This window comes from Acidovorax sp. JMULE5 (genome assembly GCF_013376875.1).
Classification (GTDB): domain Bacteria; phylum Pseudomonadota; class Gammaproteobacteria; order Burkholderiales; family Burkholderiaceae_C; genus Acidovorax; species Acidovorax facilis.
Genome location: NZ_CP035951.1, coordinates 3,855,832 through 3,879,576 on the forward strand (window position 1 = coordinate 3,855,832; position 23,745 = coordinate 3,879,576).

Consider the following 23,745-nt stretch of genomic DNA (forward strand, 5'->3'; position numbering starts at 1 on the left):
TGTGTCCGGCCCAGACGGCAACCGTCACCGGGGGAGGCTTCCTGGACTACAGACACAACGGTGCCACTGGCATGGGTGGACCGATGTCTTGGAGTTCAGCGACGGCGCCATGAGCGGCATCGGCAACATCCAGTTCACTATCCACATCAACCGTCGGCCTCGCCCATCACGATGACTCCGGGCACGTTGCCCGCATTCACATTCAGGGGGAACATCCTCATGCTCATGACTTCGAATCATCGTCCGGGCCGCCGTCGTGTGGGCATGCTCGCGTTTCTCTTGCTCGCAGTCGGCATGTTCATGCCCATGCTGGCCTCGGCAGTCGGTATGCCCTCAACCTATCCCGGCTGCGCCAATCGCACCGCGACGGTTGCCTGGGGTGGCACGGTCAACGTCAATCTGACGACCTGCCATTTCTTCGGTCTGGGTGTCGTCTCCACCGCGCCGACCCACGGCACTGCGACGCCGGGCGACCCAGCGCCCATCGACACCTACAACTACAACCACAACGGGTCCTCGCCCGCTGGTGGCGGCACCGATACCTTCGTGGTGCTCGACGACAACAGCGATTTCATTACCGTCACCGTCACGATCCAGGCGCCGACCTCGCCGATCGCGGTGGATCCGGCCAGCCTGTCGGCGATGAGTGCCGGCACGCCGTTCTCGCAGACCCTGTCCTCGGCCGGAGGTCTCGCGCCCTACACCTACACCCTGCAGAGCGGTACTTTGCCGATCGGCCTGACCCTGAGCGGCGGCGGCGTCATCAGCGGCACCCCCACCCAGCGCGGCGGCTACGGCTTCACCGTCCGCTCGACCGACGCGACCGTGCCGACCGCGCAGTTCACCGATAAGGGTTATAGCGGCACGGTCGACCCTGCGCCGCTGTCGATCACCCCAGCCTCCGCGACCGCGGCCCAGAGTGCCCCGTTCTCTCAGACGCTGACCATCTCCGGCGGTGTTGCGCCGCACAGCTGTTTGCTGGAATCCGGCAGCTTTCCCGCCGGCATCAGCATCTCCAGCGGTTGCGTGATCAGCGGTACCACGACCGACGCGCCGGGCAACTACCCGGTCACGATCCGTGTGACTGACAGCAGCACCGGCGTCGGCAGCCATTTCGAGCTCGAAAGCTTCACCTTCACCGTCAGCGCACTGCCCAATCTCACCATCAACGATGTCACGCTCAGCGAAGGCAACGCGGGCATCACCAATTTCAGCTTCACCGTCAGCCTCAGCGCACCGGCGGGCCCGGGGGGCGTCACGTTCGACATCGCCACGGCCAACGGCACGGCCACGGCGGGCGTCGACTACGTTGCCAGCAGCTTTACCAGCCAGACGATCCCTGCGGGAAGCAGCACATATTTCTTTACCGTGATGGGCAATGGCGATCTGCTCAACGAGCCGACCGAGACCTTCTTCGTCAACGTCACCAACGTGGTGAACGCCACCGTGGTGGATGGCCAGGGCGTGGGCACGATCACGAACGACGACCCGCTGCCCAGCCTGTCGATTGACGACGTGTCCGTGGTGGAGGGCAATGCCGGCACCGTCAATGCTGTGTTCACCGTGACCCTGAACGCCGCGAGCGGCCAGACCGTCAGCGTCAACTACGCCACCGCCGACGGCACCGCCACCCAGCCCGCCGACTACACCAGTACCAGCGGCACCCTGACCTTCACCCCAGGCCAGACCACCCGCACCATCACTGTCCCGGTGATTGGCGAGACCGTGCCCGAGGCGAATGAAACCTTCTTCGTCAACCTCAGCGGCGCCACCAATGCCACCATTTCCGACAACCAGGGCCAGGGCACCATCACCAACGATGATGTACCGGTGTCGGTCAGCCCCCCCAGCGGCAGCCTGACGGGCGGCACGGTGGCTGCAGCCTACAGCCAGACCTTCACGGGCAGCGGCGGCACAGGCCCTTACACCTTTGCGGTCACGGCGGGCACGCTGCCTGTCAACATGCTGCTGTCTGCGGGCGGGGTGCTCAGTGGCACGCCTACGGGGGGCGGCTCGTTCAACTTTACGATCACGGCGACCGACAGCAGTGCCTCGCCAGGGCCCTATGCTGGCTCGCAAAGCTATACCCTGGTGATTGCCAGCCCCACGCTCGTGCTGGCCCCCAGTACGCTGCCTGACGGCACGCGCACCGTGGCCTACAGCGATGTGCTCACGGCATCGGGCGGTACGGCTCCGTACAGCTACGCGGTCACGGCCGGTGCGCTGCCGGGCGGGCTGACGCTCACCACAGGCGGCGTGCTGTCGGGTACGCCCACAGCCACGGGGACCTTCAATTTCAGCGTGACCGCCACCGACAGCAGTACCGGGACTGGCCCGTACTCCGTCACACGCAACTACACGATGGTGGTAGCCGACGCGGCGCCCGTGGCCAGCAACTCGGTGCATACCGTGGCCTATGGCTCGGCCAACAACACCGTGCCGCTCAGCCTCTCTGGCGGCCCGGTTGCATCCCTGGCCATCACCACGCCCGCAGCGCACGGCACGGCGGTGGTGAGCGGCACCACTATCCAGTACACGCCCACGGCGGGCTATGCGGGCGGCGACAGTTTTGCCTACACCGCCACCAACCCCTCTGGCACATCGTCACCCGCCACCGTCACGTTGACCGTGAGCCCGCCCACCCTCGTGGTCAGCCCCAGCACTGCGCAGACTGCCACGGTGGGCACTGCCTACAGCCGCACGTTCACCTGGAGCGGCGGCACTGCGCCCTACACCAGCCTGCAGGTGCAGAACCTGCCTGCGGGCCTGTCGGTCACGGCCACCACGTCCACCACCGTCACGGTGTCGGGCACGCCCACGGTGGCCGGTACGGCCAGCCTGAACCTGACAGCGACCGATAGCAGCACGGGCACCGGCCCCTTCAACGGCACGCAGACCGTGTCGCTCACGGTGGGTGCGCCCACCGTTACCCTCGCGCCCACCTCGCTGCCCGATGCCAGTGCCTATAGCGCCTACAACCAGAGCATCACAGCAGCCGGTGGGCTGACCCCGCACACGTACGCCGTCACTGCAGGCTCCTTGCCTCCGGGCCTGACGCTGAGCACGGCCGGCGTGCTCTCTGGCACCGCAGGTGCGCCTGGCACGTACAACTTCACCGTCACGGCCACCGACGCCAGCGGAGCTGCCTACACCGGCAACCAGGCTTACACGCTGCAGGTGGTGATGGCGCAAACGTACAGCGGTCCCTCGCCCACAGGCTCGGGCACCATCACCGCCACCTTCAGCGGCGGTGGTGCCACCTGCGTGTTTGCCAGCGCGCGGTTCATCCCGCTGACGGGTGATGCCGCCAGCCCACCGGCCAACAGCGCGCCACCGGGCGTGCAGTTCCCCCATGGCCTGTTTGACTTTGCCACCACCGGCTGCACACCGGGCAGCACGCTGCAGTTCACCATCACCTATCCCGGTGCGCTGCCGAACGGCGCCCAGTACTGGAAGTACGGCCCCACGCCAGCCAGCCAGCCCGGCCCCTCGCCACGCTGGTACACCCTGCCTGCTGCGGTGGCGGGCACGGTCGTGACCTTCTCCATCACCGACGGCGCGCTGGGGGACGATGACCTGACCGCCAACGGCGCCGTCGTGGATGCAGGCGGCCCCGGATTCGGCCAGGCGACGGCGGTGCCTGTGGGCGATGGGCTGCTCTGGTGGCTGGCCCTGGGCATGCTGGCCGTGGCCGCATGGCAACGCCGCCGTGGTGCAGCGTGATCTGCGGTTGATATAAAAATCATAGCTACCAGCGCTTGTTGGACAAGCGCTGGGGCTTGATTTGAGGCTCTTCTAGCGAATGCTAGTGACGTCTTGATTCCCCATGGCCGCACCCAGCACCAGGGCGGGCCGCAGCCCCGTGGGGCCTGATCGGTCCAACAACCTGAACCACCCCAGGTACGAATCAAGGTATTTCGTTGCAACGCCCTTGAAGTGCTGCATCCAGCCGCGCAGCCTGCTGACATAAGCATTGACGTTCTGCACATGCCAGGGGCCGCTCACCCGCTGGCCCCGGCTCATGTTCACTGCCTGGTGCTGCACACCCAAGAGCCGCGCTGCACTGGCCAGAGTGACGCTGCCATCGGTGCACAGGATGGTGTCCAGTGGCAACAAGGGCTTGAGTGCGGCTTGCACACTGACGGCCTTGTTCGTCTCCAGGACGAGGTTGACCGTTGCTCCCGCACGGTCTCGCGCCATCAGTACGGGTGTGTACTCCGAACCCTTGCAGCCAGCCAGCGCTTTACCTCCCCGGCGACGGGCCTTGCGCAGCAACCCTCTTTGGCCTTTGCAGGAGACCAGGAAGTAGGACTCATCGGCTTCGGCAATGCCCACAAGCTGGCGAGCCTGCTGGTTGCTTGGGCAGGCCAGGAAGCGGTGGCGCCAGCGAAAGGCGGTGCTTTGCGCCACGCCAAGGCGCTGGGCCACCTGATTGAGCGAGAGGCCTTCGCCCAGAGCTTGTGCCTGGCCCATCCACTTGTCCCGCAGATGCAAACGCGCCAGCGGTGTGCCAGTCAAGGCGTTGAAGGTGCGCGCGCAATGGCGGCACTTGAAACGTTGAAGCCCATTGGCCGAGCCGTTCTTGACGAGCAGGGAGCTGTTGCAATGCGGGCAAGCCCGGGAACCGCCGCTGTGCGCTTCTACAACGGCGATGGCTTGGCTGTGATCGAGCAGCGCCTGCAGGGAGCTTGCCAGTTGCTGGTGCTGGTGGTGCGTCAGCTGGGGCAAGCTGTGGATCAAGCGCGTCATCTGTTGCTGTCGCATGGCCTTCTCCTGAGGCAGACGCAAGGGCGTCGTACCTTAAACATGAGGGCCATGGGGCGCGATTAAAGGGTCGTCACTAGCATTCGCTAGAAGAGCCTGATTTGATTTTCCGTTACAAGGTTCAAACCACCGGCTTTGAGCCGGTGAGCTTTAGCTGCAAGATGTGGACAGCTGGAGCGCAAGCATGGACTCCAAATACGGAAGCCACACGGTGTACCAGATCGAGTATCACTTTGTATGGGCGACGAAGTACCGATAGAAGGTGCTGACGGGAGAGGTAGCGCTGAGAGTGAGAGAGTTGGTTTGGCAGACGTGCGAAGCGTTTGAGATCAGGATACCCAAAGTGCAGTGAGTGGGGATCACATCCACATGCTGGTGAGTGCGCCGCCGGAGCTGGCGCCCAGCGAGATCATGGGGCGGCTGAAGGGATGTTCGGCGAGCAAATTGTTCGAGGAGTACCCGCACTTGAAGAAGAGGAGGTCCTGGGGGCGTCATCTGTGGGCATGCGGGTATTTCTGCGCGACTTTGGGTCAGATGACGGAAGAGATGATCAAGCGGTACTTGGAGCATCACTTTGAGCGGAACCCGAACGACAACTTCAGGGCAGAGTCGCCTGGGCATAACGCGTTGTGAAGCCGACGCGTGGGCGGTGGTTATTGAGTTTGAGGACCTCGTGACCACGTGTCGCACCCGTTGTCCTCGTCCTTTGTCCCGCCCGTTTCCCCCCACCCGTTCGGGCTGGACCTGTCCAAGCCAGGGCGCTTCCGCTGAACAGCCCCTCGACACGCAGGGCGAAAGCTCGGGCTGCCCGATCAAGGCTCCTGGCCAGACTTTCCGCTAGATCGAACGCAGGCTCTGCCCTGAGCCCTTGGTGTGGCCGGGCGGTTCTTCTCTCTGTGGGTAGGTGTTCTTCCCAGCTAGGGAGATTCCTAGCTAGGAATCGCCTGTATAGCTATACGAAGGTAAAACCGGTTCAATCACGTTCATCCCTCATGGCTGCATCCAGTGGCAGATGCCCCAAGGGATGGCCCGAGGCCCAGTGCCCATCGTGCCCAGGGATGGATCAATACCGACAGCTCTTCACCATGCAAATCACTACGAACACCAGTACTTGGGCACTTTCCGGCAGTGGCGCGGCTGCAGCGTCTACGGACTCCAGCTTGTCTCAGGAGACGGGCTTTGCCAACGCAAATGCCTCGGCGGCGGTGCAATCCGGCTTGATGCTGGCGCAGGCCGATACCCTCAACCCCACCGCCAGCAGCAACACCGCGCAAAGCGCCAACTCCTCGCCGTTCTGGGGGGCTGGCACCGTGCCTGCGCCCAATGCCCTGACCGCGTTGCGGAATGCCGAGCGCGACCGGACCGATCCATTGCGCCTGGGCGTGAACGAGATTTACCGCGACGCCATTACCCTGGCTGCGGATCGCACGGGCTACCCACGCGCCACGATTGCGGCCGTGATATCTGCGGAAGCGGGCCCGCTGCGCGGCAAGCGCCTGGACGACGCCACCAACCAGCGCTTCTTTGGCGAGTTGCATCCGCAACTGGACCCCAAAGCCAAGCTGGACAAGGCGGGGGCCGCCGAGTGGAAGGCCCTGCGCCGTGAACTCTCGGCCACCTGGGACCCGCAGAGCTACAACACCACCAGCAAGGCTGGGGGCTTGACGCAATTTCTGGAAAGCACCTGGATCGAATCGGCCACCAAGCCGGGCAGCTACGTCAATGAACAGGCCAAGTCCCTGGGGCAGGTGAACGATGCCAACCAGGTGGTGGACCGGGCTGCGCTGCTGGACTTGCGCTTTGACGCCACCACCTCCATCGTGGCTGCGGCTGAGCTGGACAAGGGTTACTTCACCCAACTGAGCGCCCGCACCAACGACGACGGCACCCCCCTGGTGCCTGCCGATCTGCCCGCAGACAAGAAAGCGCAGTACATCTATCTGGTCCACCACGAGGGGGCGAATGGTGCCGCGCAAATCCTCAAAGGCACGCTGACCGATGCGCGCGCTGAAGGCCTGCTGAAAAACCACGTGGCTGATGCCGACAAGCGCCAGGCGATGATCAACGCCCACGAAGGCAGCGCAGCCAAGGCTTACACGGCGTACCTGTGGCAGTACATTGAGCTGCGCATAGTGCCCGCCAACTTCCGTTGAAACGCCAGACCCCTGCCATGACTTGTACCGTGTCTGCCCGACTTCGCTCCCTTGTACGTTGTGGTGCCGTGGCGCGCAGCGTGGCGTGTGCTGGAGCACGAAAAGCGCTGTGGGCCGCGCTGGCACTGGCCCAGCCCGTCTGCTGGGCCCAGGCCCAGGCGCCTGCTCTTGCCGCCAGTTCGACCTTGCCAGCCAGCCGCCTGGCGGCGCGGTGGGAAGGCCCGGCCTTGGTGGGGCAGTTGCAGTTACGACTCATCGTGTTGGATGCTGAACGCGGCGCGGTGGCGGCAGCGCTCACGGTCGGGTCGTCGCAGTGCAGCGGCGGTCTGGACAGCCTGGGGCAGTGGCAACGAGGCACCCTGGTGCTCAAGCCCTACCGGCCCGAACCCGACGCTGCCGCTTGCGAGGTCCAGGTGCGGGTGGATGCCGACGGGCGCCGGGCCTGGGTGTCCGAGACGGGTTGCGGTGCCTATCGGGGCGCTGCCTGTGTGTTTGAGGGGCAGTTGCAGGCGCGGTAGGGGGGCTGCTTGCTGCTGCAGGGGTCATGAAAATGACGGCTAGCGCTTGCCAGTAAAGCGCAAGAAGCTATCGATTCAATAGCAAATGATTCAAGGGCGGTCGGCGTGCGGCGTGCCCGCAGAGGTTGGGGCATCGGACGCGCCGTGCGGCACTTGCGCCCCCTGTGCCCCCGCCGCCATCTCCAGCTGCATCATGATCATGTTGACCAGCGTGTGCACCGTGGGGCGGCCGGTTTCGATGACGTAGTGGGCGGTTTCGCGATACAGGGCGTCGCGCTGGACATACAGGTCGCGCAGCTTGTCCATGGGGTTGCCGCCTTGCAGCAGGGGGCGGGTCCGGTCGTGTTTGACGCGCCGGTAGATTTCTTCGGGCGAGGCGCGCAGGTACAGCACGTTGCCAAACTGACGCAGGGTTTCGCGGTTTTCGGGGCGCAGCACGGCGCCGCCGCCGGTGGACAGGACCATGCCACCAGCTTGCCCGGCCACGTCGGCCAGGGCCTGCGACTCCAGGTCGCGAAAGCGGGCTTCGCCCTCGGCCTCAAAGAAGCTGCGGATGGTGGTGCCGATGGTCTGTTCCAGCCGGTGGTCCAGGTCGATGAAGGGCACCCCCGCCCGGTGGGCCAGCTGGCGGCCGATGGTGGATTTGCCGGAGCCGGGCATGCCGACCAGTGCGCAGCGGATCTGCATAGATAGGAAAAAGGATCTGGTTGACGGGCCTGCGAGTGGGGCGCTGGGCCTGCTGCATGTTTCCCGAGACTGGACGCCGAGTGTAAGCGCGCGGGCGCCCGCGGGCCTTCGGCGCAGGGCGCCACCAGCAGCCGTTGCGACTGGCGCGGCCCAAGCCAGTGGATGCCGAGCAAGGGCCGCCCTGCTGCGAGGGCATCGTCCCCCCGCCCGCCCGCGCGCAGGGCGAGAGCAGTGGGAAGCGGCGAAGCCGCTCAGGGAGGCCTCTCTCTCACAGTGCAGCGTACACCAGCGCCGGATACAGCTCGCACAGGGTGCGCAGTTGGCCCGGCGCCTGGGTGAGCAGGATGGCGAACAGGTCTTCGGCGGGGTCTACCAAAAAGAAGGTGCCGCCCAGTCCGCTCCAGCTGTAGGTGCCTGCCGAACCGGGGCTGGATGCCAGGCCGGTGGCCTTGCGCACGGCCACGCCCAGGCCAAAGCCGTAGCCTGCGGGCAGGATGTCGCCCACCGGGGGGATGTTGCCCAGGTGGTCGGCGGTCATGAAACCGACGGTGGCGCGGCTGGCCAGGCGAATGGCGTGGCCGTCCGGGCCTTGTACGGTGCCCTGGCCCAGCATCAGCTGCAAAAAGCGTGCGTAGTCGCTGGCGGTGGACACCAGCCCGCCGCCAGCGGATTCAAACGCGGGCGGGGCCGAGACATCGATCAACGCCACCTCGGCCCCGGTCTGCGGGTCGCGCGCGAACGGCTCGGCCAGGTCGGCCAAGCGGTGGGGCAGTACCGAAAACCCGGTGTCGTGCATGCCCAGGGGTTCCAGAATACGGCGTTTCAGGAGGGTGCCAAGGCTCTCGCCTTCGACCACCTCCAGTACCGCACCCAGCACATCGGTGGCGCGGCTGTATTCCCAGCGGCTGCCAGGCTGGTGCACCAGCGGCAGCGGGCCGAGCGCGGCCACCAGCTCGGCATTGCTGTGGCGCCGCGAGCCGACGCGGGCCGCCCGGTATTGGTCGGGCACCGTGCCGGCCTCCCACGCATAGCTCAGCCCTGCGGTGTGGCGCAGCAGGTCGTGCACCGTGGCCTCGCGCGCTGCGGGGCTGGTGGTGCCGGTGGCTTCGTCGTACACCCGCTGGCCCGCAAACGCAGGCAGGTAGTGCGAGACGGGGTGCGACAGCAGCAGGCGGCCTTCTTCCATGAGCATCAGCGCTGCCAGCGAGGCGATGGGTTTGGTCATGGAGTAGATGCGGAACACGGTGTCGGGCGCCATGGCGGGCGCGCCTGCCCCGGGCCGCTGGGCGCCTACGGCTGCGTGCAGCACCGTGCGCCCTTGGTGGTGCACCAGGGCCACTGCGCCGGGCAGCAGACCCTGGTCGACGTGGGTCTGGAGTGCGGCGCGCAGGTGGGCAAAGGCGTGGGGGTGCATGGGGCGGTGTCTCCGGGTGGATGGGTGTCGGCCCTGAGAATAATATCCGCGCGCGTGGGGGTTGGCGGGTCACCTGGGCAACAGGCAGGGCCACTGTTGCAAGGGGCTATGGGATCGATGTGGGATCGGGCCTACCGCAGTTGCAGCGAAACGCGGGTGGACGCGCGGTGGCTGCCGCCGTAGGCTAGCCGCATATGGCAGCACCCTCCCTGAAGCGCCGCGCACTGCGCCTTGTCAAACCCGTGTGGACCCTGCTCCAGCCTTTCTGGCGCGCCACCACGCTCTGGCTGGACGCCGACGGGCTGCGCATGAGCGCCGCCATGTCGTTCTACGGCATGCTCAGCCTGGCGCCCCTGTTGCTGTTGCTGGTGGGGGTGCTGGGCTGGTGGATGGACCGCAGCTATCTGGAAAGCAATCTCATCGCGCAGGTGCAGGCTGTGATTGGGCAGCAGGTGGCCGACGTGGTGCGGCAAGCGATGGCCAGTGCACAGGCGCCGGCCGAGGGGCGGCTGGCATCGCTGGTGGGGTTTGTGGTGCTGGTCTCAGGCGCCACCGGGGTGTTTGTCGAGTTGCAGTCGGCACTGGAGCACCTGTGGCGCGGCGAAGGCCCCCTGCCGCAGCGGGCCGCCTGGTGGCGCATGGCGTCGCTGCGCCTGCGGGGGCTGGCCTATGTGCTGGCGCTGGGTTTTTTGCTGCTGGTGTCGCTGGCGCTGTCCACGCTGATCCACCTGCTGGCGGGCTGGGCGGGCTCGCGCCTGGCGCTGGCGCCGCTGGCACCGGCCATGCAGCTGGTTAATGAAGTGGTGGCCTTTGGATTTGCCGTGGCACTGTTTGTGGGCCTGATGCGCATTGGCGCCGGGGCCAAGCCGCCGCCGCGCTGCATCATGGCCGGGGCCGTGGTGGGCGCCACGCTGTTCACGGTGGGCAAGCAGCTGCTGGCCTGGTACCTGGCCACGGCGGCAGTGGTGTCGGCCTATGGCGCAGCGGGGTCGCTGGTGGTGCTGCTGATGTGGATCTATTTCTCGTCGGCGGTGCTGTTGTTTTCAGCCAGCTGCGCCCGGGCTTTTCAGGAGCTGGGTGCGCTGCCTGCAGCGCGGGGGCGTCTGCATGTGCCGCAACAGGTTGATTCTTAAACAGGTTCTTACGTCCTTTACAGACGCTACGCCCGGATTTCCGGGCTGGCTGGTTACGCTGGCGGCCATTCATCCAGAGCTTTCTGGATCTTCCGGAGAAAAATCATGAGTCTTATCGTTTCGCCTTCCACCCACACTTCCGCCGTTCCTGTGGCACAGGCTGGCGCCCTTGGCGGCGCGGCCAGCCCTTCCCTCAAGTGGCTGTGGGTCGCTATCGGCGTGCTGGGCGTGAGTGTGGTGGCGCTGGGCACGACCCTGGTGGTGCAGAACGCGGGCAAGTCCGCCGCCGACGCGCAACCATTGGCCATGACGGCGCAGCCTGCGTCAGGAGCGCCAAGAGCTGAGAATTTGCAACAAAAACCGGCGCCAGCGCTTGTTGATAATAGAAATAATGCTACTAATAGTGTAGCAAATCAACCGCCCGCAGCTTCGCAAGGTTATGCCGGGCAACCCCCGCAGCAATACCAGCCACAGCAGCAGCCACCGCTGCGCACTGCCGCGCAGGCCCCGCTGTGTGCCAGCTGTGGCCGCGTCGAGTCGGTGCAAGCCGTGCAGCAGGCGGCCCCGGCCACGGGCGTGGGGGCGGTGGCGGGCGGTGTGCTGGGGGCTGTGGTGGGCAACCAGGTGGGCAAGGGCTCGGGCCGCACGGCCGCCACTGTGCTGGGCGCCGTGGGCGGCGGCTACGTGGGCCACAAGGTGGAAGAGCGCACGCGCACGCAGACGGTCTATCAGATCGCGGTGCGCATGGAAGACGGCTCAGTGCGCCGCTTCACGCGTGCACACCCCACCGCCGTGGGCACGCCCGTCGTGCTGCAGGGCAAGGGCTTCCGCGTGGACGATGGCGCCGCCATGCGCGCTGAAGAACCTTACCCGCGTGCACAGCCCGGCGCGGTGCGTGTGGCGGACACGTATTGATTCGACCGCACCTCCCCCCAACAGAAAGCCCGCTGATTGCGGGCTTTTTTGTGGGCTGAGCGTGGGCTACAGCACTACGGGGATCTCGGTCGCGGGTGGTGTGTTGCGGCTGCGGCCGCAGCGCACCAGGCCGTCGATCATCACCATGCCAATGCCCGGGATGTCGCCCAGCTGCACGCTCTCCAGCAGCGTGGCGCCAGCCGTGTGCTGGGCGCGGTCCATGAACACAAAGTCCGCCGCGCGGCCTACCTCGATCAGGCCGCAGTTCAAGTTGCGGATGCGCGCCGTGTTGCCCGTGGCAAAGCAGAAAACCAGCTCGGCAGGGATGTCGGCAAAGCTCGATATCAGCGCAATCATGCGCAGCATGCCCAGGGGCTGCACGCCCGATCCGGCCGGGCCGTCGGTGCCCAAAATCACGCGGTGCGGGCACTTGAGTTCGATGGCCGCGCGTGCCGCCTGGATGGCGATCTTCTCGTTGCCGTTGTGCACCAGCTCGATGGCGCGGGACGACTTCTCGCACAGCTCGCACACATGCTTCCAGGGCAGCGCGGTGTGGCCGCCGTTGATGTGGCCGATCACGTCGGCATCGGCCTCCAGCACCACGTCCTTGTCGATCAGGCCCGAGCCTGGGATGGACGGCCCGCCCGTGTGGATGGTGCTCTGGATGCCGTGCTTGCGCGCCCAGGCCACCATCTGCTTGGCCTCGTAGCCCGCCTTGACGGAGCCCAGGCCCACCTCGCCCAGCAGCGTTACGCCCGCATCGGCCAGGTCCTTGAAGTCCTGCTCGGTCATGCCTTTCTCGATGACTGGAGCACCTGCAATCACCTTCACGCCACCGGGGCGGAAGTTGTCGAACGAGCGCTGCGCGGTGATGGCCAGGGCCTTGAGTCCCACGATGTCCTTGGGCCGGCCGGGCAGGTGCACCTCACCGGCCGAGACCATGGTGGTCACGCCGCCGTTCATGGTGGAGTCGATCCAGCCGATCTGGTTCTGGCGCGGCGTCCAGTCTCCGAACACAGGGTGTACATGGCTGTCGATCAGGCCCGGCGCCACGCAGGTCTGGCGTGCGTCGATCACGGTGTTGGCGTGGTCGGTGTCGCAGTCCTTGTAGCGGCCCACGGCCACAATGAGGCCGTCATTCACCACGATGGTGTCGGCGTCGAGGATGGGGCGGTCCAGGTCGCCCGACAACAAAAGACCGATGTTCTGGATGACGACCTTGCCCGATTTGCCGCCTGCTGCTGCTTCTGCCATGGATTCTCCTCGTGGGGTGGTGGGCGGGGCACCACGCGGCACCCCGCAGGGAAAAATCTCTAGTTGATTCAGGCCGCTGCGACCCTGCCCTTGGGCAGGCTGGGGCCGGGCGCCACGGTGCGCAGCACGCTGTCGATGACAAACGATTCCCAGTGCGCCAGCGCCTCGGCCGTCTCAAGGTCTTCGCCCAGAAAGGCCGACAGCGTGTGCCGGTTGGACATGTAGAAGTAGCCCGTGGCGGCGATCAGCAGGTACACATCGCGCGCCGACACGTCCTTGCGAAACAGCCCCTGCGCCTGGCCGCTTTCGAGCACGCGGCGGATCACCTCGATGGCGGGTGACGAGTATTCGCGGGCGCGCATCGACTTGGAGATGTGCTTGCCCTTGTGCAGGTTCTCGGTGTTGAGCAGCGTGATGAACTCGGGGTTCTTGCGGTAGTAGCCCACCACAAAGCGGATCACGGCCTGCAGGGCCTCCACCGGCTTGGCGGTGTCCAGGTCCAGTTTGGATTCCGCATCGTTCATGCGCCGGTAGGTTTCCTCCAGCACCTCAATGAACAGGCCTTCTTTGCTGCCGAAGTAGTAGTAAATCATCCGGTCGAAGGACTTGGCCGCCTTGGAGATCTTCTCCACGCTGCCGCCTTCGTAGCCGTAGCGGGCGAACACCTTGGTCGCCGCCTTCAGGATGTTGTCGCGCGTGGTCTGTGCGGCCTGTTCGCGCACGCCCGTCTTGCGGGCGGATGCGGCGCGGGGGGACGCGGTCCGGGTCTTGGTGGGAGTGGCAGACATGGCGGGTCCAGGTGGATGAGGCGGGCCCCCGGTGCGGGGGCCGCCGGGGGATCACTGCTCTGCGAACGCGCGTTCGATCACGAAGTCGCCAGGCTTCGTGGTGTTGCCTTCCTTGAAGCCACGCTCTTCCATCATGTGCTTGAGGTCGCGCAGCATTTCGGGGCTGCCGCAGATCATCACGCGGTCTTCCACGGGGTTGAGCGCGGGCAGGCCCAGGTCGCGGGCCATCTGGCCGTTTTCGATCACGGTGGTCACACGGCCCTGGTGCTTGAAGGGCTCGCGCGTCACGGTGGGGTAGTACTTGAGCTGCTTGGTGACCATCTCGCCCAGGAACTCGTGCTGCGGCAGCTCCTGCGTGATGTAGTCGTGGTAGGCCAGCTCCTTCACCTCGCGCACGCCGTGCACCAGGATGACTTCCTCGAATTTCTCATAAGTCTCCGGGTCGCGGATCAGGCTCAGGAACGGGGCCACGCCCGTGCCGGTGGACAGCATGTACAGGCGCTTGGCGGGCAGCAGGTAGTCGATCAGCAGGGTGCCCGTGGGCTTTTTGCCGACCACGATGGTGTCGCCCACCTTGATGTGCTGCAGGCGCGAGGTCAGCGGGCCGTCGGGCACCTTGATGGAGAGGAACTCCAGGTGCTCTTCGTAGTTGGGGCTCACGATGCTGTAGGCGCGCAGCAGGGGTTTGCCGTTTTCGCCACGCAGGCCAATCATCGTGAAATGCCCGTTGGAAAAGCGCAGCGCGGTGTCGCGCGTGGTGGTGAAGGAGAAAAGGCGGTCCGTCCAGTGGTGGACCGTCAGGACGCGTTCGTCAAGAAAGGCGCTCATGGTGCGTTAGATGGAAAAGTTGGAAACAAATAAGAAATCTGGCTGAAGCTGGCTCAGATTCAGGGCCCCAAGCGCTCTACAGCGCAATGTTCAGGCCTGAAAGCTTGTGGCTCACAACCCTCCATTGTTCCGCATCTGGCAAAGCCGCTTTTCTTTTGGTGATTGTGGGCAGCGTGGGCGCCAGCTTTTTGTTGAACTGCAGGAAGATTTCCATGCCCTCGGGCAGGTCGTCTTCGGCATAGATGGCGTTGGCCGGGCACTCCGGAATGCACACCGCGCAGTCGATGCATTCGTCCGGGTCAATGACGAGGTATTCCGGCCCTTCCTTGAAGCAATCCACGGGGCACACATCAACGCAGTCGGTGTACTTGCACCGAATGCATGCGTCCGTCACAACGTGCGTCATTTTGGGGCTCCTCGTGCACCGTTTTTGGGGGTGCGAAAACACCATTGCAGAGTCTGGTTGATTCCGCTACATTGACATCAAATGTAGTGTTCACAACATTTAAGTTAAGTGAATGCTACACAAAATGCAAAGCGCATACAAGCACTTGCAACAAAGCAATGAATGGGTTGCCACGATGACTGAACACACCAAGACCGATGGGCTGCCGGGCATGGATGCGCCAGATCTGCCGCAGGTGCTCGAGCGCGCCCGGCCCCGCAACGAGCGCATGAACGCTGCCAAGGTCGAGTGCAATGCGTGCCCGGTGCTGTGCCAGATTTCCGAAGGCCGCGCAGGTGCTTGCGACCGTTACGCCAACCAGGCGGGTGTGCTCGTGCGGCTTGATCCGGTGGTGTTGCTGCGCAAGACGCTGGAAACGGGCGAGGCCACACTGGTGCCGTTTGCGGGCCGCGCCCCGGCTGCAGAAGACGCTGAGACCGCAGTGGCTCCAGCACCCACATGGAACGGCGATCTGCTGCTGTCTGAAGAGGTGTTCGTGACGGGCGTGGGCTCATCCACCACCTACCCCGACTACAAGCCGGCGCCCTTCATCGTGGGTTCCCAGACCGATGGCGTGGACATGGTCACCGTGGTCACTGAGGGCATCTTCAGCTACTGCAGCTTCAAGGTGAAGATCGACACCGATCGCTTCCTCGGCTCCGAGCAGGCCAACGTGCGTTGCAAGGGCGAGGTGGTGGGCCACGTGACCACGGCGGAATACGGCTCACAGATGCTGTCGCTCGGCGGCGTGCACCACCTCACGGGTGGCACCAAGAAGGAAGGCCGCATCACCGCTGAGATGATGCAGGCGCTGGGCAACAAGCAGGCCGTGGAGTTCACCATCGACGGCGGCTCGCAGCTCGTGATCCAGGCCGGGCGCGCACCCATCGTCAACGGTGTGGCCGAGCAGCGCATGCGCGTGGGCTGCGGTTCGGCAGCGATTGGCATCTTTGCGCGCCAGTTCTTCGGCCATGCCGACGAGGTGGTGGTGGTGGACGACCACATTACGGGCGTGCTCACCGAGCATCAGGCGGGTCGCTGTCTGGACATGAAGCCCTCGGGCATCCAGATGCGCGGGCGCAAGTCCACGCCGGGCCGCTATTTTCAGGTGGCGAACCCGGGCACCGGCTGGGGTGGCACCGACATTGCCGACCCGCTGTCCATCATTGAGGGCTGGGACGAATCCGTCGCCTGGCCGGGGTTGCGCCTCTTGATGACCTCCACCACGGGAGAGCATGCATCCTGGTACGTGCTGGATGAGCAACTGAATCCGGTGGAAGCCGAGATGCCCGTCGAGGTGCGCCGCATCGTGGACCGCATCGGCGAAAACTGCGAGCCCTCGCTGGCGTCTGTGCTGTTCCTCGGTGGTGCAGGCGGCAGCCTGCGCGCGGGGGTCACCGAAAACCCGGTGCTGCTCACGCGCTCCATCAAGAACGCGCTCGTCAATGTGACCTGTGGCGGTGCCCCCGCCTATGTGTGGCCGGGCGGCGGTATCACCGTGATGGCCGACGTGCTGCGCATGCCGGACAACAGCTTTGGCACTGTGCCCACGCCCGCCATCGTGGCACCCATCGAGTTCAGCATGCGCCGTGCGGACTACGAAGCGCTGGGCGGGCACACCGAACAAATTCGCAGCCTGCGCGAAGTGCTTGAGCGCGGTGCGTGGCACAACGACGGTGCACCGCAGGCGCGCGTGTGGCAGACCTTGCCCGCGGCCAATCCGTGGCCGCTGGGCCGCCCACCCCTGCTAGGCTGAGTGAGCCGCGCTGTGAACGCTTGCCGCAAACTCCTTTCCGACGGCCGCTGGCACTTGCAGCATGGCCCGATGGACCTCATCCTTCAGGCCGAAGGGGCGCGCGACGCCGTTACCCACGCGCACGAGCGCGCCTGGCAACGTTTTGAAGGGCTGCTGCAGGAGCTGGTGAGTGAACTCCCCGGCCTGCGGGCGCCGGTGGGTGCGCACTGCACGTTGCAGGGCGTGGTGGCGCGCCGCATGTGGGCCGCCTGCAGTCCCTACCGCGCAGGCTTCATCACGTCGATGGCTGCGGTGGCGGGTGCGGTGGCCCAGGAAATTCTGGCGTGCTACGACCAGCAGGGCATAGACCGCGCCTGGGTCAACAATGGGGGCGACATTGCGTTGCACCTGGCGCCGGGCCGGTCGGTCACGGTGGGGGTGTACGCTGATATCGCCGCACTGAATGCTGCACAGTTGCGCAACGGCTTGGTGCTGGATGGGCAGATCCGCATCGACAGCGCCATGCCGGTGCGCGGTGTGGCCACCAGTGGGTGGCGCGGGCGCAGCCAGTCGCTGGGCATTGCGGACAGCGTCACGGTGCTGGCGCGCACGGCCGCGCAGGCCGATGCGGCAGCGACCATTGTGGCCAATGCGGTCAATGTGCAGGACGCGCGCATTGGTCGCATGCCCGCGTGGCTGGTGCGGGACGACAGTGACCTGGGTGCCATTCCTGTCACCGTGGAGGTGCCTGACTTGCCCGAAGAGCAGGTTCGCCGGGCTTTGCAGCAGGGGTTGCAAAAAGCGCAAGAATTGCAGTCCAGCGGCCTGCTGTGGTTTGCGCTGCTGGCGTGCCAGGGGCAGTTTCTGGCGACCGCAGCACCGCAAGCCCTGGCCGGTGCTGTGTGGCCCCCACAAGCGGTGATGAAATCGGAAGTTGGTTCAGTATTTGCTTAACGAATTGCACAGGTCTCCAAAATGATCCAGATACGACGCGTTTTCACCCATCTTGAGGAAATCCGGCACGAATTCGGGCCGGTGGCTGAGGTGCCGCTGCTGCGTGGTGCCATCGGCGCGGTGCTGACCAACCCGTTTGCGGGCCGGTACGAACCCGACATCTTGCCCATGATGGATGCCCTGCAGGACGTGGGGCTGGACATGGCCCAGCGCCTGCTCAAGGCCATGGCTCTGCCCGCCGAGCGCATCGAGACTTACGGCAAGGGCGCCATCGTGGGGGCAGCTGGCGAGCTGGAGCACGGCGCGCTGTGGCATGTGCCCGGTGGTTATGCCATGCGCGAGCTGCTGGGCTGGAAGGGTGACCGCAACGCCTACGCCAAAGGCCTGGCCGAAGAGAAGACCGGGCAACCCGCCAATGCACTGTCTATCGTGCCTTCCACCAAGAAGGTGGGTGGCCCCGGCGCGGCGCTGGATGTGCCGCTCACCCACATCAACGCGAGCTACGTGCGCAGCCATTTCGATGCCATCGAAGTGCGGGTGCCCGGCGCACCCACATCGGATGAAATCGTCTTCATCCTGGCCATGTCCACCGGCGCTCGCATCCATGCACGCGTTGGAGGCCTCAAGGCCGCAGACATCAGCCAGTGGAACGGCCTGCGCTGATCCAAACCCAAGGAGATACCCACATGTCCGCCAAGATCCGCAAGATCATTGTTCAAACCGACGAAGTCCGCGTGGAGATGGGGCGCGACGTACAGCCGCCTGTGCGCAAGGCCCTGGCCATGGCCGTCATCGAGAACCCCTGCGCGGGCCGCTATGTCGAGAACCTCGACGAACTCGTGGCCATCGGTGAAGAGTTGGGCGCACTGCTGGGTGCCCGTTGCGTCGCAGCCCTGGGCATTGAACCTGGCCAGGCACAGAGCTACGGCAAGGCCGCCATCGTGGGCGAGGCGGGCGAGCTGGAACATGCCGCCGCCATCCTGCACCCCAAGCTGGGGGCGCCACTGCGTGTGGCGGTCGAGAAAGGCGCAGCCCTGGTGCCGTCCAGCAAGAAGATCGGCGGCCTGGGCACCGCCATCGACGTGCCCCTGGGTCACAAGGATGCCGCCTATGTGCGCAGCCACTTCGACGCCATGGAGGCCCGCGTGGCCGACGCCCCCCGCGCCAACGAAATCGTGGTCGCTATCGTCGTGACCGACAGCGGCCGTCCGCTGGCACGCATTGGCGGCCTTCAGGCCTCCGAAATCAAAGGCGAGGATGGACTGCGCTGATCTGAGCGCGCACTACCATCCCGAGCAGTCTCACCAGTTCCCCTTCCCCAACCCACCTTTCAGGAGTTTCCCCATGACGATGCGACGAAACCTCATGCGTGCCACGGCCGCAGCCGCGCTGGCATTCACGCTGGCCCCTGTGGTGCACGCCCAGGATGTCATCAAGATTGGCGAGATCAACAGCTACAAGGCGCAACCCGCCTTCCTGGAGCCCTACAAGAAAGGCATGGAGCTGGCGGTCGATGAGATCAACGCATCGGGTGGGGTGCTGGGCAAGAAGGTCCAGCTCATCATCCGCGACGACAACGCCAACCCTGGCGACGCCGTGCGCGCTGCCGAAGAACTGGTGTCGCGCGAAAAGGTCGATGTGCTCACGGGCTCGTTCCTCTCGCACATCGGGCTGGCGCTGACCGACTTTGCCAAGCAAAAGAAATTCTTCTTCCTGGCCGGTGAGCCACTGACCGACAAGATCGTCTGGCAAAACGGCAACCGCTATACCTACCGCCTGCGTCCCTCCACCTACATGCAGGTGTCGATGATGGTGCCCGAGGCAGCGGCCCTCAAGAAAAAGCGCTGGGCGCTGGTGTACCCCAACTACGAGTATGGCCAGTCGGCCGTGGCCACGTTCAAGCAGCTGCTCAAGGCGGCCCAGCCCGATGTGGAGTTTGTGGCCGAGCAGGCGCCCCCGTTGGGCAAGGTCGATTCGGGTAGCGTGGTGCAGGCCCTGGCCGACGCCAAGCCGGATGCGATCTTCAACGTGCTGTTCGGTGCCGACCTGTCCAAGTTTGTGCGCGAAGGCAACACGCGTGGCCTGTTCCAGGGCCGTGAAGTGGTCAGCCTGCTGACGGGCGAGCCCGAATACATGGACCCGCTCAAGGACGAAGCGCCGAACGGCTGGATCGTCACCGGCTACCCCTGGTACGGCATCCAGACGCCTGAGCACAAGGCCTTTCAGACTGCCTACCAGGCCAAGTTCAATGACTACCCGCGCCTGGGCTCCATCGTGGGCTACAGCGCCATCAAGTCGCTGGCCGAAGGCATGAAGAAGGCCGGCTCCACCGACACAGAAAAACTCGTGGCAGCGTTCAAGGGCTTGCAGGTGCCCACGCCGTTTGGCCGCATCACCTACCGCCCCGAGGACAACCAGTCCACGATGGGCGGCTATGTGGGCCGCACCAAGAACGAAGGCGGCAAGGGTGTGATGGTGGACTACCGCTATGTGGATGGCAGCAAAGTCCAGCCCTCGAACGACGAAGTCAAGAAAATGCGCCCCGCCGACTGACGGCCGCGCACGGCCGGGGAGGGCTCCCTCCCCGCCAAATGCCCCTGATCTCTGAACCATAGCGCAGGCGCCGACCTGCAGGGATGGACCTTGCCGTGACCCCGAAGGATGTGGAATGAGTTTTTCGAGTTTTATCGTTCAGCTGCTCAACGGACTGGCGGGGGCCTCCTCGCTGTTCCTGGTGGGCGCCGGGCTGTCGCTGATCTTCGGCGTCACGCGCATCGTCAACTTTGCGCATGGCTCGTTCTTCATGGTCGGCATCTATGTGGCCTATTCGCTGGTGGCCAAGCTGGGCACCGGCCTGGGCTTCTGGCCCGCGCTGCTGCTGGCGGCGCTGGTGGTGGGGGCGCTGGGCGCTTTGGTGGAGGTGGTGCTGCTGCGCCGCATCTACAAGGCGCCCGAGCTGTTCCAGCTGCTGGCCACCTTTGCGCTGGTGCTGGTCATCAAGGACGCTGCGCTGTGGTTCTGGGGGCCAGAAGAACTGCTGGGCCCGCGCGCGCCGGGGCTGTCGGGTTCGGTCAACATCCTGGGGCGGCAGTTCCCTTCGTATGACCTGTTTCTGATCGTCGTAGGCCCGGTGGTGCTGGGCCTGTTGTGGCTGCTGCTCACCCGCACACGCTGGGGCACTCTGGTGCGCGCTGCTACGCAAGACCGGGAAATGGTCAGTGCCCTGGGCGTGAACCAGGCCTGGCTGTTCACGGCGGTGTTTGCCCTGGGCGCGCTGCTGGCGGGCCTGGGCGGTGCGTTGCAGCTGCCGCGAGAACCCGCCACGCTGGAGATGGACCTCAACACCATCGGCGCAGCGTTTGTGGTGGTCGTGGTGGGGGGCATGGGCTCCATTCCGGGCGCCTATGTCGCGGCCCTGTTGATCGCCGAAATCAAGGCCATCTGCATCTGGCTGGGCGTGGTGGACATCTTCGGTTTCAGCGTGTCGTTCTCCAAGCTCACGCTGGTGGTGGAGTTTCTGGTGATGGCCGTGGTGCTGGTCTGGCGCCCCTGGGGCCTCATGGGCAAGCCGCAGGGCGTGAGCCGTAACACCGGCCTGCCCGAGGCGCCCCTGCGCCAGCCCGAGCGCTGGTTCAAGCTGGGTGGCGCGGCGTTGGTGGTTGCGCTGGTGCTGTTGCCGTTGCTGACGACGGGCTCGCCATACCTCACGGTGCTGATGATCGACCTGCTGATTGCCGCGCTGTTTGCGGCCAGCCTGCACTTCATCATGGGCCCGGCAGGCATGCATTCGTTCGGCCATGCCGCGTACTTTGGCCTGGGCGCCTATGCCGCAGCGCTGCTGGTGCGCTCGGCGGGTATCCCCATGGAGCTGGCGCTGGTGTTGGCGCCGCTGGCGGCGGCAGCGGGCGCGCTGCTCTACGGCTGGTTCTGCGTGCGCCTGTCGGGCGTCTACCTGGCCATGCTGACGCTGGCGTTTGCCCAGATCACCTGGGCCATCTGCTACCAGTGGGACGGCTTCACAGGCGGCAGCAACGGCCTCACGGGCGTGTGGCCGGCTGAGTGGCTTTCAGACAAGCGCAACTACTACTACCTCACGCTGGCCCTGGTGGTGGGTGGTGTGCTGCTGTTGCGCCGCGTATTGTTCTCGCCGTTTGGCTATGCGTTGCGGGCTGGGCGGGATTCCGTGCTCCGGGCCGATGCGATCGGCATTGACGTCAAGCGCATGCAGTGGACGGCTTTCGTGATCGCAGGGCTGTTTGCGGGCCTGGGCGGTGCGCTGTTCGCGTTCTCCAAAGGCAGCATCTCGCCCGAGACGCTGCATGTGGGCCGCTCGGTCGATGGCCTCGTCATGGTGCTGCTCGGCGGCATCCAGACGCTGGCGGGCCCTGTAGTGGGCGCGGTTACCTTCACCTGGCTGCACGACACCGTGGCGCGCAACACCGACTACTGGCGCGCCATGCTGGGCGCCATCATCCTGATCCTGGTGCTGCTGTTCCCGCAGGGTATTGCGGGGGCCATCAAGCAGATCTTCGACAACAAGCGCGAAGCCAAGAACATGAAGGAGGGCACGGCATGAGCCTGCTCAAAGTCTCTGGCCTGGGCAAGTCCTTTGGCGGCGTGAAGGCAGTGGATGGCATCCACTTCGAGCTGGCTGCCGGCGAGCTGCTGGCGCTGATCGGCCCCAACGGCGCGGGCAAGTCCACCACCTTCAACATGGTCAACGGCCAGCTGCCTGCCGATGCAGGCTCCATCCAGCTCAATGGCCAGGAGCTGGTGGGCCGCAAGCCGCGCGACATCTGGCGCATGGGTGTGGGTCGCACTTTTCAGATCGCTGAAACCTTTGCATCGCTCACGGTGGTGGAGAACGTGCAGATGGCACTGATCTCCAACGACAACCGCCTGTTTGCGATGTGGCGCAAGGCGGCAGACCACAAGCGCGACGAGGCCCTGGCGCTGCTGGACCAGGTGGGTATGAAGTCGCAGGCCGACCGCCCCTGCAGCGTGCTGGCCTATGGCGATGTGAAGCGCGTGGAGCTGGCCATCGCGATGGCCAACAGCCCCAAGCTGCTGCTCATGGACGAGCCCACCGCCGGCATGGCGCCCAAGGAGCGCAACGAACTCATGGCGCTCACCAAGCAACTGGTGATCGACCGCAACATGGCCGTGCTCTTCACCGAGCACAGCATGGACGTGGTGTTTGCCTATGCCGACCGCATGATCGTGCTGGCGCGCGGGCGCCTCATTGCCGAGGGCAAGCCGCTGGAGCTGCGTGACCACCCCAAGGTGCAGGAGGTGTACTTCGGCACCGGCAAGACCTTCGAGAAAAAAACGGCAGCCGCTGCTGCAGAGGCCGCATGAGCATGACGACCAACGAACCCAAAGAGCTGCTGCTGCAGGCCAAAGGGCTGCAGGCCTGGTATGGTGCGGCGCAAATCCTGTATGACGTGGACCTGGACGTGCGCCGGGGCGAAGTCGTGGCCCTGATGGGCCGCAACGGCGCAGGCAAGTCCACCACGCTCAAGACGCTGATGGGCATGCTGGCCAAACGCAAGGGCCAGATCCAGTTCATGGGCAAGGACATCTCCAAAAGCGACCCGCACGATGCCGCGCGCCTGGGCCTGGGCTTTGTGCCCGAAGACCGCCGCGTGTTCACCGACCTCACGGTGATGGAGAACCTGGAGGTAGGCCGCCAGCCCGCCCGCACCTGGCCCGATGGCACCGCTGCGCCTGTGTGGACGCCAGAGCGCCTGTTCAAGCTCTTCCCCAACCTGGGCGAGATGCCCCAGCGCCCCGGCGGCCGCATGAGCGGTGGCGAGCAGCAGATGCTCACCGTGGCGCGCACGCTCATGGGCAACCCCTACCTGGTGCTGCTGGACGAGCCGTCTGAAGGTGTGGCCCCTGTCATCGTGGAGCAGATGGCGCACATGATCCTGGAGCTGAAAGAGCAGGGCGTGAGCATCCTGTTGTCCGAGCAGAACATGCACTTTGCCGAGCTGGTGTCCGACCGCGCCTATGTGCTCGAAAAGGGCCAGATCCGCTACCAGGCCAGCATGGAAGAGCTGGCCGCCAACGAAGAGGTGCGGCGCGCTTACCTGAGCGTGTGATGCACCTGCGCAGCCGTGCGATGTGGTGCGCCGCACACGGGTGCTGTTGGTTA

20 protein-coding genes and 1 pseudogene are annotated in these 23,745 nt (G+C 65.3%); 14 read left to right on the plus strand and 7 right to left on the minus strand.

From position 1 onward, the window contains the following. Nucleotides 1-225: 225 nt before the first annotated feature. Nucleotides 226-3,723, plus strand: a complete 3,498-nt coding sequence (locus EXV95_RS17520) for a putative Ig domain-containing protein (protein ID WP_176887852.1) — start codon at nt 226-228, stop codon at nt 3,721-3,723. A 72-nt stretch (nt 3,724-3,795) separates the two neighbouring features. Here EXV95_RS17520 and EXV95_RS17525 read toward each other — a convergent pair whose 3' ends face one another. Further along, nucleotides 3,796-4,764, minus strand: a complete 969-nt coding sequence (locus EXV95_RS17525) for an IS1595 family transposase (RefSeq protein ID WP_176887853.1) — start codon at nt 4,762-4,764, stop codon at nt 3,796-3,798. Nucleotides 4,765-4,948: 184 nt separating this feature from the next. Between EXV95_RS17525 and tnpA the strand changes: the two are divergent. From tnpA to EXV95_RS17540, 3 genes and pseudogenes are all read left to right on the plus strand, one after another. Continuing rightward, nucleotides 4,949-5,397: pseudogene (tnpA, locus tag EXV95_RS17530) on the plus strand (IS200/IS605 family transposase). 452 nt (nt 5,398-5,849) lie between these two features. Beyond that, nucleotides 5,850-6,917 carry a hypothetical protein gene (locus tag EXV95_RS17535; protein WP_176887854.1) on the plus strand — a complete coding sequence of 356 codons (1,068 nt, stop codon included), beginning with the start codon at nt 5,850-5,852 and terminating at the stop codon, nt 6,915-6,917. A gap of 29 nt (nt 6,918-6,946) precedes the next feature. After that, on the plus strand, nt 6,947-7,435 hold the full coding sequence (locus EXV95_RS17540; protein WP_176887855.1) for a hypothetical protein: 489 nt from the start codon (nt 6,947-6,949) through the stop codon (nt 7,433-7,435). A gap of 90 nt (nt 7,436-7,525) precedes the next feature. Here EXV95_RS17540 and EXV95_RS17545 read toward each other — a convergent pair whose 3' ends face one another. Further along, entirely contained in the window at nt 7,526-8,122 is a 597-nt protein-coding gene (locus EXV95_RS17545) for a shikimate kinase (RefSeq protein ID WP_176887856.1), read from the minus strand. A 268-nt stretch (nt 8,123-8,390) separates the two neighbouring features. Next, nucleotides 8,391-9,536, minus strand: a complete 1,146-nt coding sequence (locus tag EXV95_RS17550; RefSeq protein ID WP_176887857.1) for a serine hydrolase — start codon at nt 9,534-9,536, stop codon at nt 8,391-8,393. A gap of 194 nt (nt 9,537-9,730) precedes the next feature. Between EXV95_RS17550 and EXV95_RS17555 the strand changes: the two genes are divergently transcribed. After that, nucleotides 9,731-10,669 (plus strand): YihY/virulence factor BrkB family protein, encoded by a 939-nt coding sequence (locus EXV95_RS17555; protein WP_176887858.1) that lies wholly within the window; start codon nt 9,731-9,733, stop codon nt 10,667-10,669. Nucleotides 10,670-10,774: 105 nt separating this feature from the next. After that, on the plus strand, nt 10,775-11,584 hold the full coding sequence (locus tag EXV95_RS17560) for a glycine zipper 2TM domain-containing protein (protein WP_255484786.1): 810 nt from the start codon (nt 10,775-10,777) through the stop codon (nt 11,582-11,584). 66 nt (nt 11,585-11,650) lie between these two features. Here the strand turns inward: EXV95_RS17560 and EXV95_RS17565 are convergent, their stop codons facing one another. From EXV95_RS17565 to fdxA, 4 genes are all read right to left on the minus strand, one after another. Next, on the minus strand, nt 11,651-12,838 hold the full coding sequence (locus EXV95_RS17565; RefSeq protein WP_176887859.1) for an amidohydrolase family protein: 1,188 nt from the start codon (nt 12,836-12,838) through the stop codon (nt 11,651-11,653). 68 nt (nt 12,839-12,906) lie between these two features. Beyond that, on the minus strand, nt 12,907-13,626 hold the full coding sequence (locus EXV95_RS17570; protein ID WP_176887860.1) for a TetR/AcrR family transcriptional regulator: 720 nt from the start codon (nt 13,624-13,626) through the stop codon (nt 12,907-12,909). Between the two features lie 51 nt (nt 13,627-13,677). Further along, entirely contained in the window at nt 13,678-14,454 is a 777-nt protein-coding gene (locus EXV95_RS17575; protein WP_121421901.1) for a ferredoxin--NADP reductase, read from the minus strand. A gap of 76 nt (nt 14,455-14,530) precedes the next feature. Next, nucleotides 14,531-14,860, minus strand: a complete 330-nt coding sequence (gene fdxA / locus EXV95_RS17580; RefSeq protein WP_056057161.1) for a ferredoxin FdxA — start codon at nt 14,858-14,860, stop codon at nt 14,531-14,533. 175 nt (nt 14,861-15,035) lie between these two features. Here fdxA and EXV95_RS17585 point away from each other — a divergent pair, with 175 nt between their 5' ends. The 8 genes from EXV95_RS17585 to EXV95_RS17620 all read left to right on the plus strand — a co-directional run bounded on the left by EXV95_RS17585 (nt 15,036) and on the right by EXV95_RS17620 (nt 23,692). Next, nucleotides 15,036-16,655: a 6-hydroxynicotinate reductase gene (locus EXV95_RS17585; RefSeq protein ID WP_176887861.1), complete on the plus strand. Its 1,620-nt coding sequence runs from the start codon at nt 15,036-15,038 to the stop codon at nt 16,653-16,655. A gap of 12 nt (nt 16,656-16,667) precedes the next feature. Further along, nucleotides 16,668-17,588, plus strand: coding sequence for a UPF0280 family protein (locus EXV95_RS17590; protein WP_176887862.1), 921 nt, complete (start codon nt 16,668-16,670; stop codon nt 17,586-17,588). Nucleotides 17,589-17,609: 21 nt separating this feature from the next. Continuing rightward, nucleotides 17,610-18,251: an amino acid synthesis family protein gene (locus EXV95_RS17595; RefSeq protein WP_176887863.1), complete on the plus strand. Its 642-nt coding sequence runs from the start codon at nt 17,610-17,612 to the stop codon at nt 18,249-18,251. Between the two features lie 23 nt (nt 18,252-18,274). After that, nucleotides 18,275-18,859, plus strand: a complete 585-nt coding sequence (locus EXV95_RS17600) for an amino acid synthesis family protein (protein ID WP_121421903.1) — start codon at nt 18,275-18,277, stop codon at nt 18,857-18,859. 73 nt (nt 18,860-18,932) lie between these two features. Then, complete coding sequence (locus tag EXV95_RS17605; RefSeq protein WP_055398805.1) at nt 18,933-20,141, plus strand: ABC transporter substrate-binding protein; 1,209 nt, start codon at nt 18,933-18,935, stop codon at nt 20,139-20,141. 115 nt (nt 20,142-20,256) lie between these two features. After that, complete coding sequence (locus EXV95_RS17610; RefSeq protein ID WP_176887864.1) at nt 20,257-22,164, plus strand: ABC transporter permease; 1,908 nt, start codon at nt 20,257-20,259, stop codon at nt 22,162-22,164. Next, nucleotides 22,161-22,946: an ABC transporter ATP-binding protein gene (locus tag EXV95_RS17615; protein WP_176887865.1), complete on the plus strand. Its 786-nt coding sequence runs from the start codon at nt 22,161-22,163 to the stop codon at nt 22,944-22,946. The genes EXV95_RS17610 and EXV95_RS17615 overlap by 4 nt, the downstream gene beginning before the upstream one ends. Before the next feature lie 2 nt (nt 22,947-22,948). Continuing rightward, the gene (locus tag EXV95_RS17620) at nt 22,949-23,692 is read left to right on the plus strand and encodes an ABC transporter ATP-binding protein (RefSeq protein ID WP_176889093.1); all 744 of its coding nucleotides are present in this window, start codon (nt 22,949-22,951) and stop codon (nt 23,690-23,692) included. Nucleotides 23,693-23,745: the final 53 nt, after the last annotated feature.